Annotated in this window: 19 protein-coding genes; 11 read left to right on the top strand and 8 right to left on the bottom strand. The window is 34.2% G+C overall.

Annotation, left to right across the window (positions count from 1 at the left end; translation table 11 throughout):
* Window positions 1-84 precede the first annotated feature (84 nt).
* Window positions 85-705: a recombinase family protein gene (locus ACFJIZ_RS10520; RefSeq protein ID WP_379093336.1), complete on the top strand. Its 621-nt coding sequence runs from the start codon at window positions 85-87 to the stop codon at window positions 703-705.
* Between the two features lie 119 nt (window positions 706-824).
* Here the strand turns inward: ACFJIZ_RS10520 and ACFJIZ_RS10515 are convergent, their stop codons facing one another.
* Window positions 825-1,136: a hypothetical protein gene (locus ACFJIZ_RS10515; protein WP_379093333.1), complete on the bottom strand. Its 312-nt coding sequence runs from the start codon at window positions 1,134-1,136 to the stop codon at window positions 825-827.
* Window positions 1,137-1,269: 133 nt separating this feature from the next.
* Between ACFJIZ_RS10515 and ACFJIZ_RS10510 the strand changes: the two genes are divergently transcribed.
* The 8 genes from ACFJIZ_RS10510 (at window position 1,270) to ACFJIZ_RS10475 (ending at window position 8,752) form a co-directional block, all read left to right on the top strand.
* Entirely contained in the window at window positions 1,270-1,590 is a 321-nt protein-coding gene (locus ACFJIZ_RS10510) for a hypothetical protein (protein ID WP_379093330.1), read from the top strand.
* 89 nt (window positions 1,591-1,679) lie between these two features.
* Window positions 1,680-2,150, top strand: a complete 471-nt coding sequence (locus ACFJIZ_RS10505; RefSeq protein WP_379093328.1) for a hypothetical protein — start codon at window positions 1,680-1,682, stop codon at window positions 2,148-2,150.
* On the top strand, window positions 2,147-2,653 hold the full coding sequence (locus tag ACFJIZ_RS10500; RefSeq protein ID WP_379093325.1) for a hypothetical protein: 507 nt from the start codon (window positions 2,147-2,149) through the stop codon (window positions 2,651-2,653). The genes ACFJIZ_RS10505 and ACFJIZ_RS10500 overlap by 4 nt, the downstream gene beginning before the upstream one ends.
* 654 nt (window positions 2,654-3,307) lie before the next feature.
* The gene (locus ACFJIZ_RS10495) at window positions 3,308-4,342 is read left to right on the top strand and encodes an IS110 family transposase (protein WP_379093322.1); all 1,035 of its coding nucleotides are present in this window, start codon (window positions 3,308-3,310) and stop codon (window positions 4,340-4,342) included.
* Between the two features lie 615 nt (window positions 4,343-4,957).
* Window positions 4,958-6,232: a hypothetical protein gene (locus tag ACFJIZ_RS10490; RefSeq protein ID WP_379093319.1), complete on the top strand. Its 1,275-nt coding sequence runs from the start codon at window positions 4,958-4,960 to the stop codon at window positions 6,230-6,232.
* A complete protein-coding gene (locus ACFJIZ_RS10485) occupies window positions 6,214-6,795 on the top strand; it encodes an AHH domain-containing protein (protein WP_379093316.1) in 582 nt (193 codons plus the stop codon). Before ACFJIZ_RS10490 ends, ACFJIZ_RS10485 begins: the two co-directional genes overlap by 19 nt.
* The gene (locus ACFJIZ_RS10480) at window positions 6,795-7,517 is read left to right on the top strand and encodes a hypothetical protein (RefSeq protein ID WP_379093313.1); all 723 of its coding nucleotides are present in this window, start codon (window positions 6,795-6,797) and stop codon (window positions 7,515-7,517) included. The genes ACFJIZ_RS10485 and ACFJIZ_RS10480 overlap by 1 nt, the downstream gene beginning before the upstream one ends.
* Before the next feature lie 728 nt (window positions 7,518-8,245).
* Window positions 8,246-8,752: a hypothetical protein gene (locus tag ACFJIZ_RS10475; protein ID WP_379093310.1), complete on the top strand. Its 507-nt coding sequence runs from the start codon at window positions 8,246-8,248 to the stop codon at window positions 8,750-8,752.
* A gap of 21 nt (window positions 8,753-8,773) precedes the next feature.
* On the opposite strand, the gene ACFJIZ_RS10470 is transcribed toward ACFJIZ_RS10475, so the two are convergent.
* Together ACFJIZ_RS10470 and ACFJIZ_RS10465 are read right to left on the bottom strand one after the other, a co-directional pair.
* Entirely contained in the window at window positions 8,774-9,013 is a 240-nt protein-coding gene (locus ACFJIZ_RS10470) for a hypothetical protein (RefSeq protein ID WP_379093307.1), read from the bottom strand.
* Between the two features lie 46 nt (window positions 9,014-9,059).
* Window positions 9,060-9,479, bottom strand: a complete 420-nt coding sequence (locus tag ACFJIZ_RS10465; protein WP_379093304.1) for a hypothetical protein — start codon at window positions 9,477-9,479, stop codon at window positions 9,060-9,062.
* A gap of 706 nt (window positions 9,480-10,185) precedes the next feature.
* Here ACFJIZ_RS10465 and ACFJIZ_RS10460 point away from each other — a divergent pair.
* Both ACFJIZ_RS10460 and ACFJIZ_RS10455 read left to right on the top strand, forming a co-directional pair.
* On the top strand, window positions 10,186-10,416 hold the full coding sequence (locus tag ACFJIZ_RS10460) for a helix-turn-helix domain-containing protein (protein ID WP_379093301.1): 231 nt from the start codon (window positions 10,186-10,188) through the stop codon (window positions 10,414-10,416).
* A gap of 412 nt (window positions 10,417-10,828) precedes the next feature.
* A complete protein-coding gene (locus ACFJIZ_RS10455) occupies window positions 10,829-11,368 on the top strand; it encodes an HNH endonuclease (protein WP_379093298.1) in 540 nt (179 codons plus the stop codon).
* Between the two features lie 337 nt (window positions 11,369-11,705).
* Here the strand turns inward: ACFJIZ_RS10455 and ACFJIZ_RS10450 are convergent, their stop codons facing one another.
* The 5 genes from ACFJIZ_RS10450 to pfkA all read right to left on the bottom strand — a co-directional run bounded on the left by ACFJIZ_RS10450 (window position 11,706) and on the right by pfkA (window position 18,230).
* Window positions 11,706-13,172, bottom strand: coding sequence for a hypothetical protein (locus ACFJIZ_RS10450; RefSeq protein ID WP_379093295.1), 1,467 nt, complete (start codon window positions 13,170-13,172; stop codon window positions 11,706-11,708).
* Window positions 13,173-13,502: 330 nt separating this feature from the next.
* Window positions 13,503-13,775, bottom strand: a complete 273-nt coding sequence (locus tag ACFJIZ_RS10445; protein WP_379093292.1) for a hypothetical protein — start codon at window positions 13,773-13,775, stop codon at window positions 13,503-13,505.
* 1,606 nt (window positions 13,776-15,381) lie between these two features.
* Window positions 15,382-16,383, bottom strand: a complete 1,002-nt coding sequence (gap, locus tag ACFJIZ_RS10440; protein WP_055130230.1) for a type I glyceraldehyde-3-phosphate dehydrogenase — start codon at window positions 16,381-16,383, stop codon at window positions 15,382-15,384.
* A 5-nt stretch (window positions 16,384-16,388) separates the two neighbouring features.
* A complete protein-coding gene (locus ACFJIZ_RS10435; protein ID WP_379093289.1) occupies window positions 16,389-16,985 on the bottom strand; it encodes a hypothetical protein in 597 nt (198 codons plus the stop codon).
* Between the two features lie 258 nt (window positions 16,986-17,243).
* Window positions 17,244-18,230: a 6-phosphofructokinase gene (gene pfkA, locus ACFJIZ_RS10430; protein WP_379093286.1), complete on the bottom strand. Its 987-nt coding sequence runs from the start codon at window positions 18,228-18,230 to the stop codon at window positions 17,244-17,246.
* Window positions 18,231-18,337 lie beyond the last annotated feature (107 nt).

The raw sequence follows: 18,337 nt of genomic DNA, 5'->3' as shown, positions 1-18,337 counted from the left end.
CCATTATTTAAGATTTTAAATCTTGCTCAGCAATACCGAATAAGATTATAAAAATTTTGTATCAAAAACTTGTCTCATTAATCTATGTTTCATAAATTAGCAAAAAAACGTTTTATGAAAATAGGATATGCTAGAGTCAGTACCGCTGACCAGAGTTTGAATTTGCAAATCGACGCCCTTGTTGCCGCAGGTTGCAGCTTGATATTTGAAGAGAAAATATCAGGTAAAAATAAAGATAGACCTGAATTAGCTCACATGTTTTCTAAACTTAGAGGAGGTGATACAGTTGTGGTATGGAAATTAGATAGGCTTGGTAGATCACTCAAGGATTTAATTGACCTTGTTGCTGAAATGCAAAAGTTGGATGTAAACTTTATGAGCATTCAGGATAATATTAATACTGAAACTGCTACAGGTCGATTTACCTTCAACATTTTTGCATCATTAGCAGAATTTGAAAGGGAGATGATTTCTAGCAGGACTAAAGCAGGATTAGCTTCTGCAAGAGCTAGAGGAAGGGTTGGTGGAAGACCTAGTGGTTTATCTAAAGAAAATTTTTCTAAAGCCAAAGCTGTTAAAATCCTTTTTGATAAACAGGAAAAGACTATGGATGAAATTGGTAAAGATTTGAAATTGAGCCGTAGTACTTGTTATAGATACTTGGATATAATTAATTCACTTGAAAAGAGTAGAAGTAATTTCTAATTGTATGTTTTTACCAATGAATTCAACAGACAGATGGATAAACCATAACCCATTGACCTCTCTCACCAATTTCTGGGCTCACTACAATGAATTGATTTACAATATAGATACTTATAAACCTAAAATTGGTGGACTGGGGTCAGTCTAGCTTGGTTTATCCGCTCTTCCAAATACCCTATATCTTTCTTAGGTTTTTCTTTGGCTTTTATTGTTCCAAAAGCAATTGGTTCAAATATAACCCCATGACCTAGGACAGCGTGAAATTTTTTAACCAATACATTTTGTTTTAATGTGGCCAAAAAATCGAAACGGTAGATTATTGAAAGACTACCAATTCCAATAATTGAAGTTTGAAAAACTCCTGCCTGCTCTTGCTTATATTCGGCCTCATGGTTAATAAACCATTCTTTATTGCTTGTGAAAGCGCTCATCAACATGGAGTAAAAATAAGTTGATCTAACAAAAGGATAGCCATAGCAAAATATTTATCTTTATTTTCTGTTAAACCTATCAATGGGAATGGATGAAGATCTTTCTGCCGTATCCAAACATTAATCACAAAAAATGAAAAGAACAATAATTTTTCTGCTCTGCATACTTTCCTTAAACCTTATTCCTGCCTTCTCTTGCACAATTTTCATTGCTAATGATGGCAAACGTATCCTTGTGGGAAATAACGAGGATTATTCTCCATTAAAAAAGACATTTTTATGGGTAAGACCTGCAACACAACAAAAGAAGGGTTATGTTTTCTGGGGATTTGAAGAAAAATATCCAGAGGGGGGGATGAATGATCAAGGGTTGTTTTATGATGCCGCCGCACTTCCTCAGGTAGTGAATATGAAAAAAGTCCTTCAAAACCAGATTATGAAGGGTATATTCTAGAGAAAATATTACAGGAATGTAGTACAGTAAAAGAAGCACTACAGCTTTTTGACCGCTACAACCTTACTTGGCAGCAAAAAGCACAGATCATGATTGCCGATCGTACTGGTGATTATGCCATTGTAAACGCAAGCTATACTATCCGTCCCAACAATAAAAACTACGTATTGACAAATTATAATCTCAACGATGTAAAAAATGCTGATTTTAAATGCTGGCGTAGAAAAACAGCTTATCATATGCTTAATAATAGCTCGATATCAGTAGGAAATTTCACCAAAATATTGGATGCTACAGCACAGAAGGAAACCGATAATAGTACAGTTTATGCTCAGGTGTGCGACTTAAAGAATAGAACCATTTATTTATATCAACGTCATGATTATACGGTCTCTCGAAAAATTGACTTACTTCAATTGCTTAAAAAAGGGCGTCAGGATATAGAAATTAAAGAGCTGTTTCCAAAAACTATAGCTGATCAGTCAAAAAAACATATGAAAAGGAGGGGGTCTTGGCTGCTATCCGAAGCTATAACCAACATAGGAGATCAAATAAGATGAATTATCGATTTTCTGAGAAAGACCTAGAAACTCTTGGTTATCAACTTATTGATAGCAACCGCATTACAGATGCGGAAAAACTATTGAAATTGAACGTTAGTTTTTATCCCAAGTCAGAACTGGCCAAGGTAGCACTTGCAAATGCTTACATCCTTAGTGGCAAAAAAGAAGAAGCAAATCAATTGTATCAATTGGTAAAAATGGCCAATCCTTCCAATTATTACCTCAATTTATTTGGACCACAGAACAATTGGATTACTTTCAGAATAAAAGGTATGCAGGGGGCTGAATCTATTGCTTTGGCAGGTACATTTAACAATTATGACCCAAAAGCCAACCTATTTATCAAAAAGAATGGTGAATGGATATGTAAGGTTCATGTTCCTTCTGGCAAGTATGCTTATAAATTTTACGTTGACAACACTTATTGGATACAGGTACCTATCAATCAGCTGCATATCAAACCCAATGAATGGTGGGATTCTTATTTACAGGTTCAATGATTATATAAAAGAAAATCAAGGATAAGGAATTCAATAAAAACCTCATTAAAAATTATGATGAGGTACTAATAAACATTTAATTTAGCCTAAAGATTATTGAGCCATTCATGTACAAAATGCAAAAGTGATAACCAAACTGGTAATCTATATCAGAGGTGCCTGGACTAGCCAATTTCAAGCTCATAGTTTGAATAAAATCATTGAGCTTATTTCTTGTGCTGCACTATTATTAAGATCTCTTGTATAGGTGGATTTAAAGTCAGAATATTTTCCTTAACTTTTGTTTAGACAACAGAAGGCTCTAAATAAGTACACAATTGTTGCAATGCCTCAAAGCAAATGGTTTAAAATAGAGCTTTACCTCCAATGTTACGATCAGTACAAACTTTATTTCTTGAAATAAATCGTTATTTAATGTAGGTTCTTGGTTTTTAAACTTGTGTGGCAATTCTTATCTTGTGTAAACAATCACTCAACCACTGATGTAAACATTTTTGGGGCAGACTTATCCATCATGATAGTTGGAACTATGCACGATTTGAAGCCCAAAGATGATTATTATGTCATGGTAGAAGCGACCTATTCAGCATGTTAGAAATAAGGCCTAGAGGAGAATCAAGGACTTTGGAGTGATTGTTACATTAAAAGTGGCTTATGAAACAAAAGAAACTTTGTCTGATTAGATATTTTATTGGCATTGATGTTTCCAAGGCCACTTTTAACTACTGTGTAAGATATGGAGGTGGAAATGTCATTAATGGAAAGGTTGGCAATAATATAGAATCAATCAAGGAGTTTGTATTAACCCTAAAAGAAATCCCAGGATTTAGATTAGCGAATGCGGTATTTGGGATGGAGGTTACCGGTATTTATGGATTGGTATTAATGAACGGGTTGGCCAAAATGAAAGCTAAAGTAGTTGTTGAACCAGCAATGAGGATCAAAAACTCCCTTGGAATTATTCGAGGTAAAAATGATAAGCTCGATGCCGCTCGAATTACTCGTTACCTTATTAAAAATCTACAAGAGCTCAAATTATGGGTGCCACGCAGGAAGATCATAGATGAGCTAAGTAGCTTATCGACATTAAGGGAAAGAATGGTAAAAGTTAATAAAATCATGACTACCCCGTTGAATGAGGATGATGGTTTTATTGATGTACATATCTCTAGTGTAAATATTAAACTTTGTAGCCCGTCGATCCTTCAGATGGAGCAATTAGTTAAGGATATTGACGAAAGAATCAAAACTCTTTGGTCGAATGATGAACAATGCGAGAGGTTGATGAAAATAATGATTTCAGTTATGGGTATAGGTGATGTAATAGCCTTACAAATACTTATCCATAGTAACGAATTTAAATCAATTACAACTGCACGCACATTTGCGTCTTATTGCGGTATCGCTCCTTTTGAATATGATTTAGGTACAAGTGTTAAGAAACTTGCTCGAGTCTCTCCGGTAGCTAACAAAAAAATAAAATCCTTGCTTCATAACGGCGTGAGAACGTGTATTGGATTTGATGCTGAAATTCGGGCTTACTACCGTAGACGTGTTGAAGTAGATAAGAAGAACAAGATGTCAGTCATGAATGCCATAAAGTTTAAACTAATATGTAGAGTTTTCGCTTGCATTAGAGGCGACAGATTGTATGATAGGAATTACACATCCCCGATACCAAAAGTATAAACTCTGATACAGCAATGTTTCAAAAAACGAAGCATTCATATTAAAATTTCAAATGTGTTGACATCTATATTTCCTACATGCTAAAGATGGGACATTTGAAGAAAAAGAAAAGGAAGCCCGTAGTGAATATTGGAAAAATAAGGAAATACCAGTTTAAAGTATGTAAAGTTAAATGGCTTTTTTTAATGAGTGGAGTAATTATATAATAAATAAAAGATAATGTGTTAGACCTAAAGGTTTAAAGTGGTAAATCTTATTATTGACGCTATGTATTGTTATTTCTGGTTAGCGGGGACAACAGGTTGTTTAGTTAATGAAGCGATGGTTCTCGTTTTTCTCCAGTTTTGAAATTGATGCTGGTTTTATTAGTGATTATCTGAAAAGCCTGTGATGAATATTGAGAAAAATAGGGGGGGGACCTTTTTAAAGTTAGTGTAGCAATTCTTGTACGCAAGTCTTTTTGTTAAAAAATGATTAGCAGAAATTATAAAGATGGATTAAGTCGGGTGGGATATTCTGTTTTTTACAACTATAATTCCTGCAAAATAATATTTCCGGCTTCAGGATATATAATATCTTGTTATCTTGCGCAAGATAAGTTAACCAACTCAAATTATGATGAAAAAATTATTGGTGCTAGTGCTAGTCGCATTAGCACTCAACTCCTGCAAGAAGGAGCTGTTAGTGAAACATGAAGTGTCCATTAATCCTCCAGCTCCGAAAATAGATAAAACCGACATTTCCTTTAATGATTTTTTAGGGCAAATAAATGTCAACTCCTTAGGGATTCTGAAAGCTAAGTTTACAAACTCTTCCCCTACTACAAAATTATCGACTGTTAACAATGGGAATCCTTTAAAGAAGCTTTCTATTTACACAGATAGTGTCCAAAAATTTTCTACAGACAAAGGAACTAGTTATGTCTTTAGAATGGAGCTAACTAGTAAAAGAGCAGTGACATTTAGAAATTTCACCTTTTTTGTGGATAAACAGGGTAAAACATCTGCTTTCATCGCTGCTTATACACCCAATAGGAAATGGATTGAAGCAAAAATGCATAAGATAAACATTCCTTACGAAGGAGATGTCATTTTTACTCCTGTTAATCTAGAAAGTGGTGAATTTGCTCATATAGTTCAACAGAACAATGAAGGTTCTAGTACAGGTAAAATAATGGGCACTGGAAATAAAACGATGACGACATCACAGGTTTGTCATACTTTTAGTCAATTCGATTACGGATGGATTGCATGTTCGAGTGGTTACCATGGAGAGGGGAACTGGGAGGAATGTGATTTTTGGAGTAGACCAAATGAAGGAACTCCACCGCACCAGGGATTTATGGAGAAACAGGTTAATGTCTGTTACACTATGGATGATGGAGGGTCTTCTGGAGGCGGTGGCGGAGGAACTTCTCCAAATCCTCCTGACGGTTATGATCCTTGTGAAGATGGCGGAGGAGATTCAAGCACTTGTGATGATTCCTCTTCACCTGGTACGCAGCTTCCAACACAAATACAGTCTCTGATTAATTTATTGGGGCTTAGCCAAGCAGATGCAGTTTATGTGGCAGAAAATCAAAATTTCGGGCTTGAACTCTATGCGGTTCTTGAAGAAGACGAATTTTCTGCTGAAGGAATAATAGCTGCAAATATGACAGTTCGAGCTGTAAGTAATGGTGTGCTGGCAACATCAAACACTAATTTGTACCATGCATTCACGTGGGCTAATACTGATGGTTTTTATCCCTTTGACCCAATGACATTTCGCGTATATCATGCGATGCAGTGCGGTATTATCAGAGTTGAACATCCTGAATATAGTGATTGGAGGGTTCATTGGGAAGCTTCCAAGGAAATGACCATCTTCTCTTGGATGGTATTGGCTTGATTCCAGGGATTGGTGAAATTGCGGATTTGACAAATGGCACGTTGTATCTAATTCAAGGCAATAGGACTGATGCAATTCTAAGTGCTACTTCGGCAATACCATTTGTTGGATGGTTTTCTGCAGGGGCAAAGTTTGCAAAAAGGACAATAAGCCTTACCAATGGACTCAAGACTGTACTTAAATGGGTGCGTATGAGTGGTGATGTAATTAAATTTGGCGATAGAGGACAGTTAAGAAAAGTTCTAAATATGGCTGTAGGAGATGCTCGTCAGGCACACCATATACTTCCTTGGGGAAAGCAAGGGCATCGAGCAATACAAAAAGCAGCAAAAGCCGCTAATCCATTTCATATGAATGAATTATTAAATGGCATACCTTTAAATAACCTTGTACATAATGGAAGCCATGCAGCATATGATGCAAACGTACTTAGAAGACTAAATCTTATACCAGTGAATGCAACACCTGATCAAACTAAAATCGAAATACTTGATATAATTTCTGATATTAGAAATGCAATGCAGAATAATCCAACTACCCACGTTAATTATTTAGTTTTCTAATGAGATATTATATTATCAATAACACTTTGGACTTAAAAATAGCAGGGAAATATCCCCAGGTTCAAGATGCCCATTATTATTGCAGTATTTTTGATGAACCACGATTTATTGATCATCTAAACTTTCAAGAAACGATTAACGATCCAATTGTAGCGCATGCTATACTTTCACAGAGGGCAAATCCAACAGATTTGCTCTCTGCTGACATTGCTGGTTTTCATTTAAGATTGCTTATTAGTGGTAAACTCAAGGCTGTTTTCGAAAGTACTAGACAACCTAAAATGCAGTTTTACAACACACCTGTTATTTGGGGCAATGATATACTCAAAGATTATTGGGTCTTAAATATGTTCGGTTTAGATTTTGGAAACGTAGACATCCAAAAAAGTGAAGTAGTACTACGAAAACGAAAACCTGAAGGTGGTACATACTTGTCCTCTCTTAGTTTTGATACCACCAAAGAGTTTCTTAATATGATTGAAGAAGATCAATTGGAGGGGAAACTGTATATGCAAACTACTGTTTTTAGAGAGAATACAAATGATGACCTAATTGTTTTAAAATATGTTGATGGCGGTGCAAAATATTATGTGTCTGAAAAACTAAAAACTTCAATTGAAGAAATTGGATGTACTGGATTGGAGTTCCAACCGTCTGAGATATCGTTTAACGAATGGTTGAAGAAAGATGGTCAAAGAGAGAAAATCTATGGTAAGGTGTAAAATCTGGGAAAGTCAATGCCATTAGCTTATACTATTTTAGGTGAATATAGATGCTTTTAAGTTCAGACAATATGTATAAAAGCGCAACCTAATAATCTCTTTGCCAAAATGAATTTTTCATCTCTTTTGAATAACTAGTTCGTTTATCATTGTTCGTTTGAAATTAATGGATGAGGTGAATAGTACTTTCAAGCTCGTCCAATAATTTTAATGAGCTGTTGAACATTAGGGTCGTCCAAAGATTCGAAACTTAGAAAATTAAGATTTAGCTAAATGAGGAATATACCCATTAACATATTTGTGGCGGAGATAGGGGGGCTCTAATTTGCCCTCTAACTAATTGTCATGAAATAAGAAATATATCTTTCTAATTGACGTTACCCCAATCTTTCTCAAATAACTCATAGTTGGGTATTCAAAGGAGTACCTTCGTTAAATTAGTAATAGAAGAAATTTAAATCTGTGTTAATTGTTAAGAAAAAATAACTAATCTATTATTCTTAATTTAGCTCAATACTGTCTTTTTTGAACCGTTCAAACAAATTAATCAAATCTTTAGAATAACTAACTTTTATTTCTGAGATGTAATCAACAAAATCAGTTCTAATTTTGTATGTCCTTTATACAGTTAATTATAGACGGTCTAATCACCTTCAGTTGCTTGAAATTGGTTTATAATTTCAAAAATCCGTGACCATAATGTATCTTGGACTCTAGAAAACAATTAAATGAACTCAAGTCAGAAAAAATATTTAAGGCTATCCATCGTAATGCTTACTGTATTATTTTTTGCAGTATCGTTACCACTGAATGGATTCAGTTACCAATACATTGATGTTGAGACGCCTAAAGGCTATTCGCTTCTTTTAATGGGTGGATTGGCTTTTATTGGTGGTGGTCTATTTGAAACGTTAATATGGACAGCCAATCCAATTGCTCTTATTGCAATCATTTGTTTTCTTAAAGAAAGCAGTACTATTATTAAAATACATCCCGTTCTAAAAACGGTTATTCCAAAACCTAAATTGAGGAGCTATTGGCTTTCTGCACTGGCAGCAGCAATTGCATGGTCATTTAGTCTCTGGAATGAAGTGCTGGCAGCTGAAAGTGGCTCAATGGGTAAGATTGTTAGTTTGGGGTCTGGTTACTGGCTTTGGGTCTCCAGTTTTACGATACTAGCTATTGGCATTTATTATTTTCCTTTTAAAGGAGTAGTAAGTGAATCGATTAAGTAACTGTTTTATAGTATTCATTTTCTATTGTGGAAATTTCATTTCAAGAGTATCAATAATCTTGATGAGCTGTGTTACATTAGCATCGTCCAAAGATTCAAAAAGTTCCCTACTGAAATAAAAATGTTCTCCTTCAATAACCATATCACTCCATGGTTTAAGTTCACCATGTATAGCAATATCAAAAAGTAAATCTATGAGTTTCTCCTTACTCTGTTCGAGTTGGTTTATTGTGTTGATAATGGCTAATGAATATGAGTCCATTTTTACTTCAGTAGAGTTTTGAAAATATTTGATTAGCTAGGGTTATTTAATATGCACCGCAGAAACCTGATGATTGTGAGAAATCAATATGATCCAATACAAGCTTTAAATTATTTCCATCGATACTGCATGAATACAACCTCACCTTATTTAAGCTGCCTGAATATAATTCAACGAATATCGTTTTGCCATCAGGCGACATATGGGCATTTTCTACAACGTCATTTGAATTGGTTGGACTAGGAAACGCAAAACCAATTTTTTGTTTGTTAGAGCCGTCGTATGCTGCTAAATAAATCTCTCTGCCATTGCTTCCTTTATATAAGATTTTTCCTAACTGTTTTAGCCCATCAACTTGCGGCATTGGAGTATCTGCATATGCTATTTTTTTACAGCTAATCTGGAACAATACTATTGATGCAGAGAACAAAAAGAGAACGATAGAGCTTAATAATAGTTTTTTCATGTTTTTAGTTGATTAATATTTGGATAATTTTATTTTTAAAATATTTAGAGCCTGTCCATCAAGTGAAAGTTTTGAATGAAAAATCCATTGATCTTTCTAATTCTAAATTTATTTACTGCTAGATTCATCAATCTTCATTTCAACATCAATAATTTGCCACCCTGAATTTCTTTTCTCGAACAATACAACCCCCTTAACATTATGGCCAAAACCTTTTTTGTATAATGTATACTCCCCTATATTATTGCCTAACTTAAGGCCATTAGAGCTTTCAGAAATGCTAAATGACGAAAACCCGATATGTCCATTATTAATCAGGTTATAGTTATAGAATAAACTATTCCAAAAGCAGTCTTTGGTTGCGCTCAAAAACCCTTTATAGGATAGTACGTAATATAGACTACCATCCTGTTTTTCTATGCCATCGATTTTCCTAAAACTTGAAAATTCCAATAGATGATTTGAAGCAGAATCAATTTGAGATATAAGGAACTTATCAGCTGTTACAATTCTTTTACTTACACTATTACATGCAAATTGTATGCCTACGAGTATGCATATCAATAGAATTAGAGTCTTGTTATTCATTGTTTGATTCATGATAAGAGATTAGATTTAAATTTTTTGAAAATCAAATCTAAATAAAAATCCACAATTAGGCATGTGTGCCTAAAAGAATTTTCTCAAATCGAATCACCTTTGATTTATGCCGTTAAAATCAGGTGAGCAAAACTTATTGGATAATTTTGGAGCTAATGTTCGAAGAATTAGAATGAGCAGGGGATGGACACTTGAGCATTTAGCTAATACTGCAAATATTGAACTTTCACAAGTTTATCGACTGGAAAAAGCTAAAATTAATCCAAAACTCACTACAATAATTATTTTATGCAACGCTTTGGAAGTAAAACCTGAAGAACTAATTGTACTAAAATAGATTTTATAAATGCCGAAAATTATTACGCTAGTAAATTCGAATAATTATCTGAGGATAAATTTATTAAGGTATTTTAAAAAAGAGTAACCAAAAACCATCAAGACTGTTCCTCAGTAATTTGTTATTGTCCAATCTTTATTCCTTAATGCGTTATATTATAGGTGTTATGACTATTTTTAAATTTCTTTAAAGGTTTACCCCTGACACTTTTTTCCCAAAAAACATCAAAATTCATTTACTATATAGTTTTATGTTTGTGTTGGTTAATTCTATATTGTTTTTTCTCCAGCTGAAGCAAGAAAAACGGTAAAAAAATATATGTTAAATCCTAATAAACATCTAATTTAGCCTAAAAAACTCATTGAGCTATTCATGTACAAAATGCAAAAGCACTATCCACATTGATAGTACATTGCAGTATCACGACATTCATTCTTGCAGAAATTGCAACAAAAGTTGGTACACCAAAATTAATCAATGTTGCCGAAATCCTTGGCAAGTAGTAACAATTCATTGGAAAGATGGTAAGTCTTCGCTTTACAACCAATGCATTAACTGCTTTGGAGCAGATAAAACAAAACCATTAAAACAAATAGAATTCAGTGAGCAAATTAGATATCCATTCAATCAAGAGAGATTTGAAGAATGGAAAATTGCAAAGAGGAATGAAGCTAATGAAACCTATGAAGGTACACAACATTCAAATTATCAGAACTCAGAACATTACAGGTACAGGCAATATCTTTTATCTGATGAGTGGAAAGTAAAAAGAAAGTTAGTATTCGAACGGGATTCAAATACCTGTCAATTCTGCCTAGTTGTACCTGCTGTTGATGTTCATCATCTTCATTACAAAAATAAATACGATGAACCATTAGAGGATTTAAGATCAACTTGTACTCATTGCCATTGGCTTATTCATGGAAAGAATTCACAAGCTGTAAATCCATAAATATTTGTAAAGCCTATTTCGACGAACAATTTTAAAATCATTGAAAATTATAATGTAATTTGAAAAAAGGTCATGAAATTCGATGAAAAATTAATTATGTGTTAATTTTAACGTGCTGCCAAACGTAGCTTTTGCTGGTGAGAGTGCTTTTTAAGCTGGCTAATCAAAAATCTTAATAAAGTAGTCTTATGGTGCTGGCTAAATTGAGATAATTGAATCCAGAGCCATTTCCAGAAGTGATTAAAATTTTATAATAAAAAAGCCAAATCCATTTATTTTGAATCAGCTCTTCAATTAGAGATTATTTTCATCTACTAAATGAATAATAGCATATACACTATCTAGAGAAATTAATCACATACTTTGCTTCGTTGAAATCACGTTCAAGTGGCCTCGAGCTTTCTCTCTTTTTGAACTGTTGCCATGTCAACGATTCTGTTTTTGGTATTCTAAGAGCAGAAAATTGAGCAAAACTGTAATATTTGTATAGGTAGGTTGGCTTCCATATCCCATAGACCTTTTCTTTTTTAGCTTCAGTTGCAATTGATGGGCTTGCTCCATATTTATCAATAAACGCTTCTTTTATCGTCTTTTTAACAATACCTACATCACGTTTAGAATTAACCACGAAAGAGTCATGGATGGTTAAAAATTTTACGCCCTTTTCAATCAGTTTGTTACCAACAACATCTATCATCATGGAAGCTTCCAATTTTTGAAGCTTAATCGGGAACAGGTTATATCCCTTTGTTTTGATCTGCTCGATTATTTTAGTAGCATTAGGAAAGCATTTTTCAAAAGCCTTATATAACTTGTTCTTTTTCAAAGGTGTTTCTCCATACCATACATGTTTGAAAAATACCTGCTTAAAATCTTTTCTATTTGCTTGAGTTATAATCACACCTGCCTTTTTGCCTAGATACTCGTAGAATTTTCCTTTGAGGACTTTTTTTTCAAAATGAAGAAAATCTCTAGGTAGTTCTTTATCATTTCCAATTTTTTTAACAAGATGTTCTTTAATTAAAAACATGCCGTAAACAACTTGACTGTTGGAAATATCACTATTTAGTATGGGCTTACCATCCATCAATATGAACTGCCTGTAACCTTTCTTCAATGAACATAAGTTGTTATATAACCTATTTTCTTCATGTGGCCTTGTGATGAAATACTCCTTGAACAAAATACCGAACAAGATCAGGTCTTCACGGTATATAGCAAAATCGATTCCATCTGTATTAATCTCATTTGGGTAATTCGCTAAGGCATTTTTTAGCTTTGGGTACTTGTGCGAAAGATAATCAATGCCTATTGGACTCAAGCTTATCGAATTCATCAATATATCATATTGGTATTTTTCAATTACACTCATGTTTTCGATTCGATATTCCTCTTTCCTGATAAGTTTAGTAATAAAAGAATTGTTCCTTAATGCGACTACTTTATTTCTATTCATACCCATTATTTCCAATGATGGATGTAATTTGTATGAGGTTGAATATTTTTGGGGTAGGTAGCTTGAAACGATGATGATCATTTCCCATTCAATCATGTCATTCATGATAGATGCTATAACTGAATTGTCAACACCTAAAATATCCTTTAACTTCTTCATGTTCAACTTTAAACCATTTTCATTATAGGTGTAAAAATTAGACCTACCTGAATAAAGTAAATGGATTACGTAAAGGTACTTTTGTATTAACGTTTCAATATTGATGCTTTCTTTGTTCATCAAATATGTTCTTATTGTATTTTCTATACTTTTTGGGAAGTAGAAAAGCATTTTATTTTTTGTTATCATTTTTATTTATAATTTTTTATTTCTTTTTCTTCTTCTAATGTCTTCTTTCTTATATTCTACTGTTGTTTCTACTTTATTATGTTTTTCCTAGTGTCGTCAAGTTTCAAAATAATATAGCTTTAAAGTATATTTTAAGGCTAATTAAGCTCACTGAAACAAAAGAATTTGAATTATTCTCACCCTAGGGTTTTAGAAAATTTCTATATTAAAAAGCTGAAACATATAATAACTCTTCATGTACTTATAGGTAGAGTCATTATTTGAATAAAATAATGCTTGTTATTATATCTTCTAATAATTTCGGAAACAATAATTATATATGTATGATGTTTAGCGTTGCCTACGCTTAATCATATTTTTAGTTGTTATTTTTGCATTATAAGTCATTAAGTCCTCGAAAGTTTCAAGAGGTTTATCTTCAGGAGTGTTAAGCTCTTTTAAAACTTTGGTAACTATAGAAGCAATATTAATATTGTCTAATTTCTTAATCTGATAATCTACTGACGTCTGATATGTTATTAATTTATCTATAGACTTTTCCAAAACTAAAATGTGATTTTGCAATTTTTTGACCATAGTGAACTCATCAACTACATTTAACATAAAAATGTGTATTGCTAACTGATTGACTATTTGATTGTCTAATCAATTACGATTGAGTATCACTAAGCATAGGTAATGGCTAAGTGATATTAATTATGAATTGACAAGTAGCCCTATGCGCCACCTATTCAATATCAAATCTATTATACGCAATATTTGAATTTATGAAAGAATTCAATTGCAAGACTTGCTGAACGATGTAAAATTAAGTTTATTTAAATGTTCGAAAAAATGAAATTGAAACAAATACATTAAGATGACTTTTTATAAAAGTCATTATTCCTTTAATTATTAGAATAAATAATGATGTATTTGTGAAGCTTTGCTAGCTTTTGAGTTGTATTATTTGCACTATTTTTGCACTAATTTTAAAATAACCTAAAATTATAGCCCATTTTTAATAGTTTAAAGAGGGTTTTTGTTTTTGCATGTGAGTGCAAATAATTAAGGTGTTTTCCTACTGGTTCGCTTTTAAAAGTGCCTTTATAATAGCTTAAAACGCCTTTAAACAAGAAAAGAGATAATCCATCCAGACTTATCTCTTTTTCTAACCAAATATAAACCTGTATGAACGGGTTATGCTTTTATTTCCAATAAATTGGAACGTATGATCTTCTTTTTAATCGGTTGCACAATTACTTGTGTAACCAATGATGATGCAAATATATAAATTATTTTTAATAGTGTAAAAAGTACACTAATAAAAAACATAATTATTTCAATTTTTCTGTTATTCAAATGACAAAACTGCCTTCCTGCATTGGTTTCGTCATATCTATAACGCAAAAATACCCGTAATATTTGAGCAAAACCCTGCTAATGTGTTAAATCTTTGTTAAATCATCAATCAATTGTTTGGTTCATTTGTTCAATGGTTCATTCGTTCATTGGGTCACTAGTCCAATAAACATTAAGGCATTAAGAAATTTAAGTTTTTCTTCAAGACCATCACATCTTAATGTTGGAATAATTGCTTAGATGTTTTAGACTAAGTCTAACTGAGGTTGCTAAGGTGGTAAACCATGTAGTCAATAGTTGATTGGTTCATTCGTTCATTGGGTCACTAGTCCAATAAACATTAAGGCATTAAGAAATTTAAGTTTCTTCAACACCATCACTTCTTAATGTTGGAATAATTGCTTAGATGTTTTAGACTAAGTCTAACTGAGGTTGCTAAGGTGGTAAACTATCTAGTCAATGGTTGATTGGTTCATTTGTTCAATTGTTCATTGGTTTGCTGGTCCGATAAACCATTAAGGAATGAAGAGATGTTCATTTGTTCAGTAATTCATTTGGCCTAATTGAAACATTAAGGAATTAAGCCTATGTGTTACTATTGTGTCTATGTGGTTGAATAGTTCATTGGTTCATTTGTTCAATTGTTCATTGGGTTGTTTTTCCGATAACCATTAAGAAAGGTTAAGTTTTTCATTAAGACCATCACATCTTAATGTTGGAATAATTGCTTAGATGTTTTAGACTAAGCCTAACTTAGTTTGCTAAGGTAGTAAAAGCATGTATTTCCAAAATGGAAAAATGTATCAATACAAAAAATGGCAATACCAATTCAGGTACTGCCATCATATTCAAACTTATCGAAGGTTTTTTATTTTAATGTTCCGTAGTATTCTACAAACTTGGCCAATGCTGAAGAATAACCCCACTCATTGTCGTACCATGAAACCACTTTTACAAAGTTATCGTTCAAGGCAATGCCGGCACCAGCATCAAAGATAGAAGCATGGTCATCGCCAATAAAGTCTGAAGAAACAACCTCATCTTCAGTATAACCCAACACACCTTTTAAAGCACCTTCAGATGCAGCTTTCATCGCATCTTTGATCTGCTGATAGGTAGCTGGTTTTTCTAAACGTACAGTTAGATCCACTACAGAAACGTCTGCAACAGGTACACGGAAAGCCATGCCCGTTAATTTACCCTTTAAAGCAGGGATTACTTTGGTTACCGCTTTGGCAGCACCAGTAGAAGAAGGGATGATGTTAGAGAAACCACCACGACCACCTCTCCAATCTTTAGCCGAAGGACCATCAACAGTTTTCTGCGTAGCAGTTACGGCGTGTACTGTACTCATCAAACCTTCTGCAATACCCCAGTTATCGTGCAATACCTTAGCAATAGGAGCTAAACAGTTGGTGGTACAAGATGCGTTAGAAACCACAGTTTGATCAGCAGTTAATTGATCATGGTTAACACCCATTACATAAGTAGGGATGTCATCATCCTTAGCAGGTGCAGAGAATACTACCTTTTTGGCGCCAGCAGCAATGTGTTTATCAGCATCGGCACGAGTTAAGAACAAACCAGTAGATTCAATTACGATTTCTACCCCAACTTCGTTCCATTTTAAGTTTGCTGGATCACGCTCTGCAGTAATGCGGATGGTTTTTCCGTTTACTACCAATTGTCCATCTTTTACTTCCACCGTACCATCAAAACGGCCATGTGTAGTATCATATTTTAACATATAAGCCATGTAATCTGGCTCGATCAGATCGTTTATCGCAACAATATCTAAGCCTCTTTTCAGTGCAGCCCTAAAAACTAGTCTGCCGATGCGGCCAAATCCATTTATTCCTACTTTAGTCATTTTTATTAATTTGAGTAATAATTAAGTAAATTGTATATCGGTTCTTTTGTAATACTGATAATATTGATGTTATGTTTTTCGGCGGTTAGGCGTAACCTGTCTTGAAATGTTCCCGCTACACTACCCACAAAGTGTACTTCTTCGTTAGGGTGTTGGGCAAGGGTAGGTGCCAGATAGGTTTTGATGTATCTTTCAAATGCCTGATCGATGAGCTGCTCCATATATTTATGGTTTCTGTTGTCGATGTAGAAATCTAAAAAAGAACTCAGGTAATTCTGTGCATTTGGTTTTTTGTAGATCTTCTCTAAAATGATAGGTCGGTCTACATTGTATCTTTCTTCAAATTGTTTTTTAAGGTCGGTGGGTAGTTTATCTTCCAGAAAGTTCTTTAACAACATTTTGCCCAGATAGTTTGCAGAACCCTCATCACCTAAGATAAAACCAAGGCCATAATTGTTCTGTTCTGGTTTTTTGCCATCAAAATAAGCGCAGTTGGCACCGCTGCCTAAAATGCCTACAATTCCTTTTTTATCATAACAGGCTGCAATAGAAGCGCCATAGATATCGTCTTTGACCTTGATCTTGCTGTTGATGAAAAACATGCCCAAGGTTTCGGCCAGATCTTTTTGGCTTTCTGCAGACGATGCACCAGCGGCAAATACATAGATCTTTTGATGCTCTCCGCATGGTTGATCAGCACAATATTCTTGTTCAACAGGTAAAGGATATGCTTTTGGTCGTTAAAACAAGGGTTGATGCCCGGCATGGTACATTCTGCCACCGTTTTACCTTCGTTGGATATCTTCCAAAAAGCACTTTTAGAACCGCTATAAACTACTGCTATCATATTTTATATTATATTATATAGACAGAACATGGGTCATTTCCAATAAGTCGTCTTCTAACTTATAGGTATGCGCATGTAATGCCTCATCTATGCTTGTTAATTTAATTTCGTTGCCACGTAGACCTACCATTTGCATGCTTGCGCCTGCAATCAAGGCATTTACTGCCGCAAAACCCAACCTGCTACCCAAGATACGGTCGAAACCACTCGGACTACCACCACGTTGTAGGTGACCCAAAATGGTAACTTTGGTATCGTAATGGGTAAACTTTCTTTTTACGCTTTTGGCGATATCGTAAGCGCCACCGTATTTGTTCCCCTCAGAAACGATTACAATACTTGATGATTTCTTGGTAGATACACCTGATTTTAGTTTTGAGATCAATTCTTTTAAGGAAGTTTCTTTTTCTGGCAACAATACTGCTTCAGCACCACTTGCAATGGCCGTTCTTAATGCGATACAGCCAGAATCCCTGCCCATTACCTCGATAAAGAACAAACGGTCGTGAGAATCGGCCGTGTCTCTGATCTTGTCGATCGCTTCGATAATGGTGTTTACAGCCGTATCATAACCTAAAGTAAAGTCAGAGCCATAAAGGTCATTGTCGATTGTACCAGGTATGCCAATCACATTGATTCCATATTTTTTGCCAAATCGCTGTGCGCCGGTAAAGGTACCGTCGCCACCAATCACAATCAGGCCATCGATTTCTTTCTCTTTTAAGTTTTGGAAGGCTGTTTCCATGCCTTCGTCTTCTTTAAATGCCAAACATCTGGCGGTTTTTAAGATGGTACCGCCCATGTGTAAAATATTACTTACAGAGCGGGCATCCATGGGCTTAATGTTGTTATCAATCAGACCTTGATAACCTTGCATTACACCGAACATGTTCTTTCCGTGGTATATACCAGTGCGTACAACTGCTCTTATGCAGGCGTTCATGCCGGGGGCATCACCACCAGAGGTTAGTACAGCTATATTTTTAATACTTGGTTCCATTATAATACACGAATATAGTGTGTATTATTTACACTAAGTAATTTTTTTTTCATTATTTTTACAAAATAACCGAACAAGTGTATTTATTTTGTTCTAATATTATAAAA

Origin of the sequence: Pedobacter sp. UC225_65, from assembly GCF_042698365.1 — a bacterium.
Classification (GTDB): Bacteria; Bacteroidota; Bacteroidia; order Sphingobacteriales; family Sphingobacteriaceae; genus Pedobacter.
Note: the sequence above shows the minus strand (reverse complement) of the source record. Positions and strands in the feature narration are given on the sequence as shown.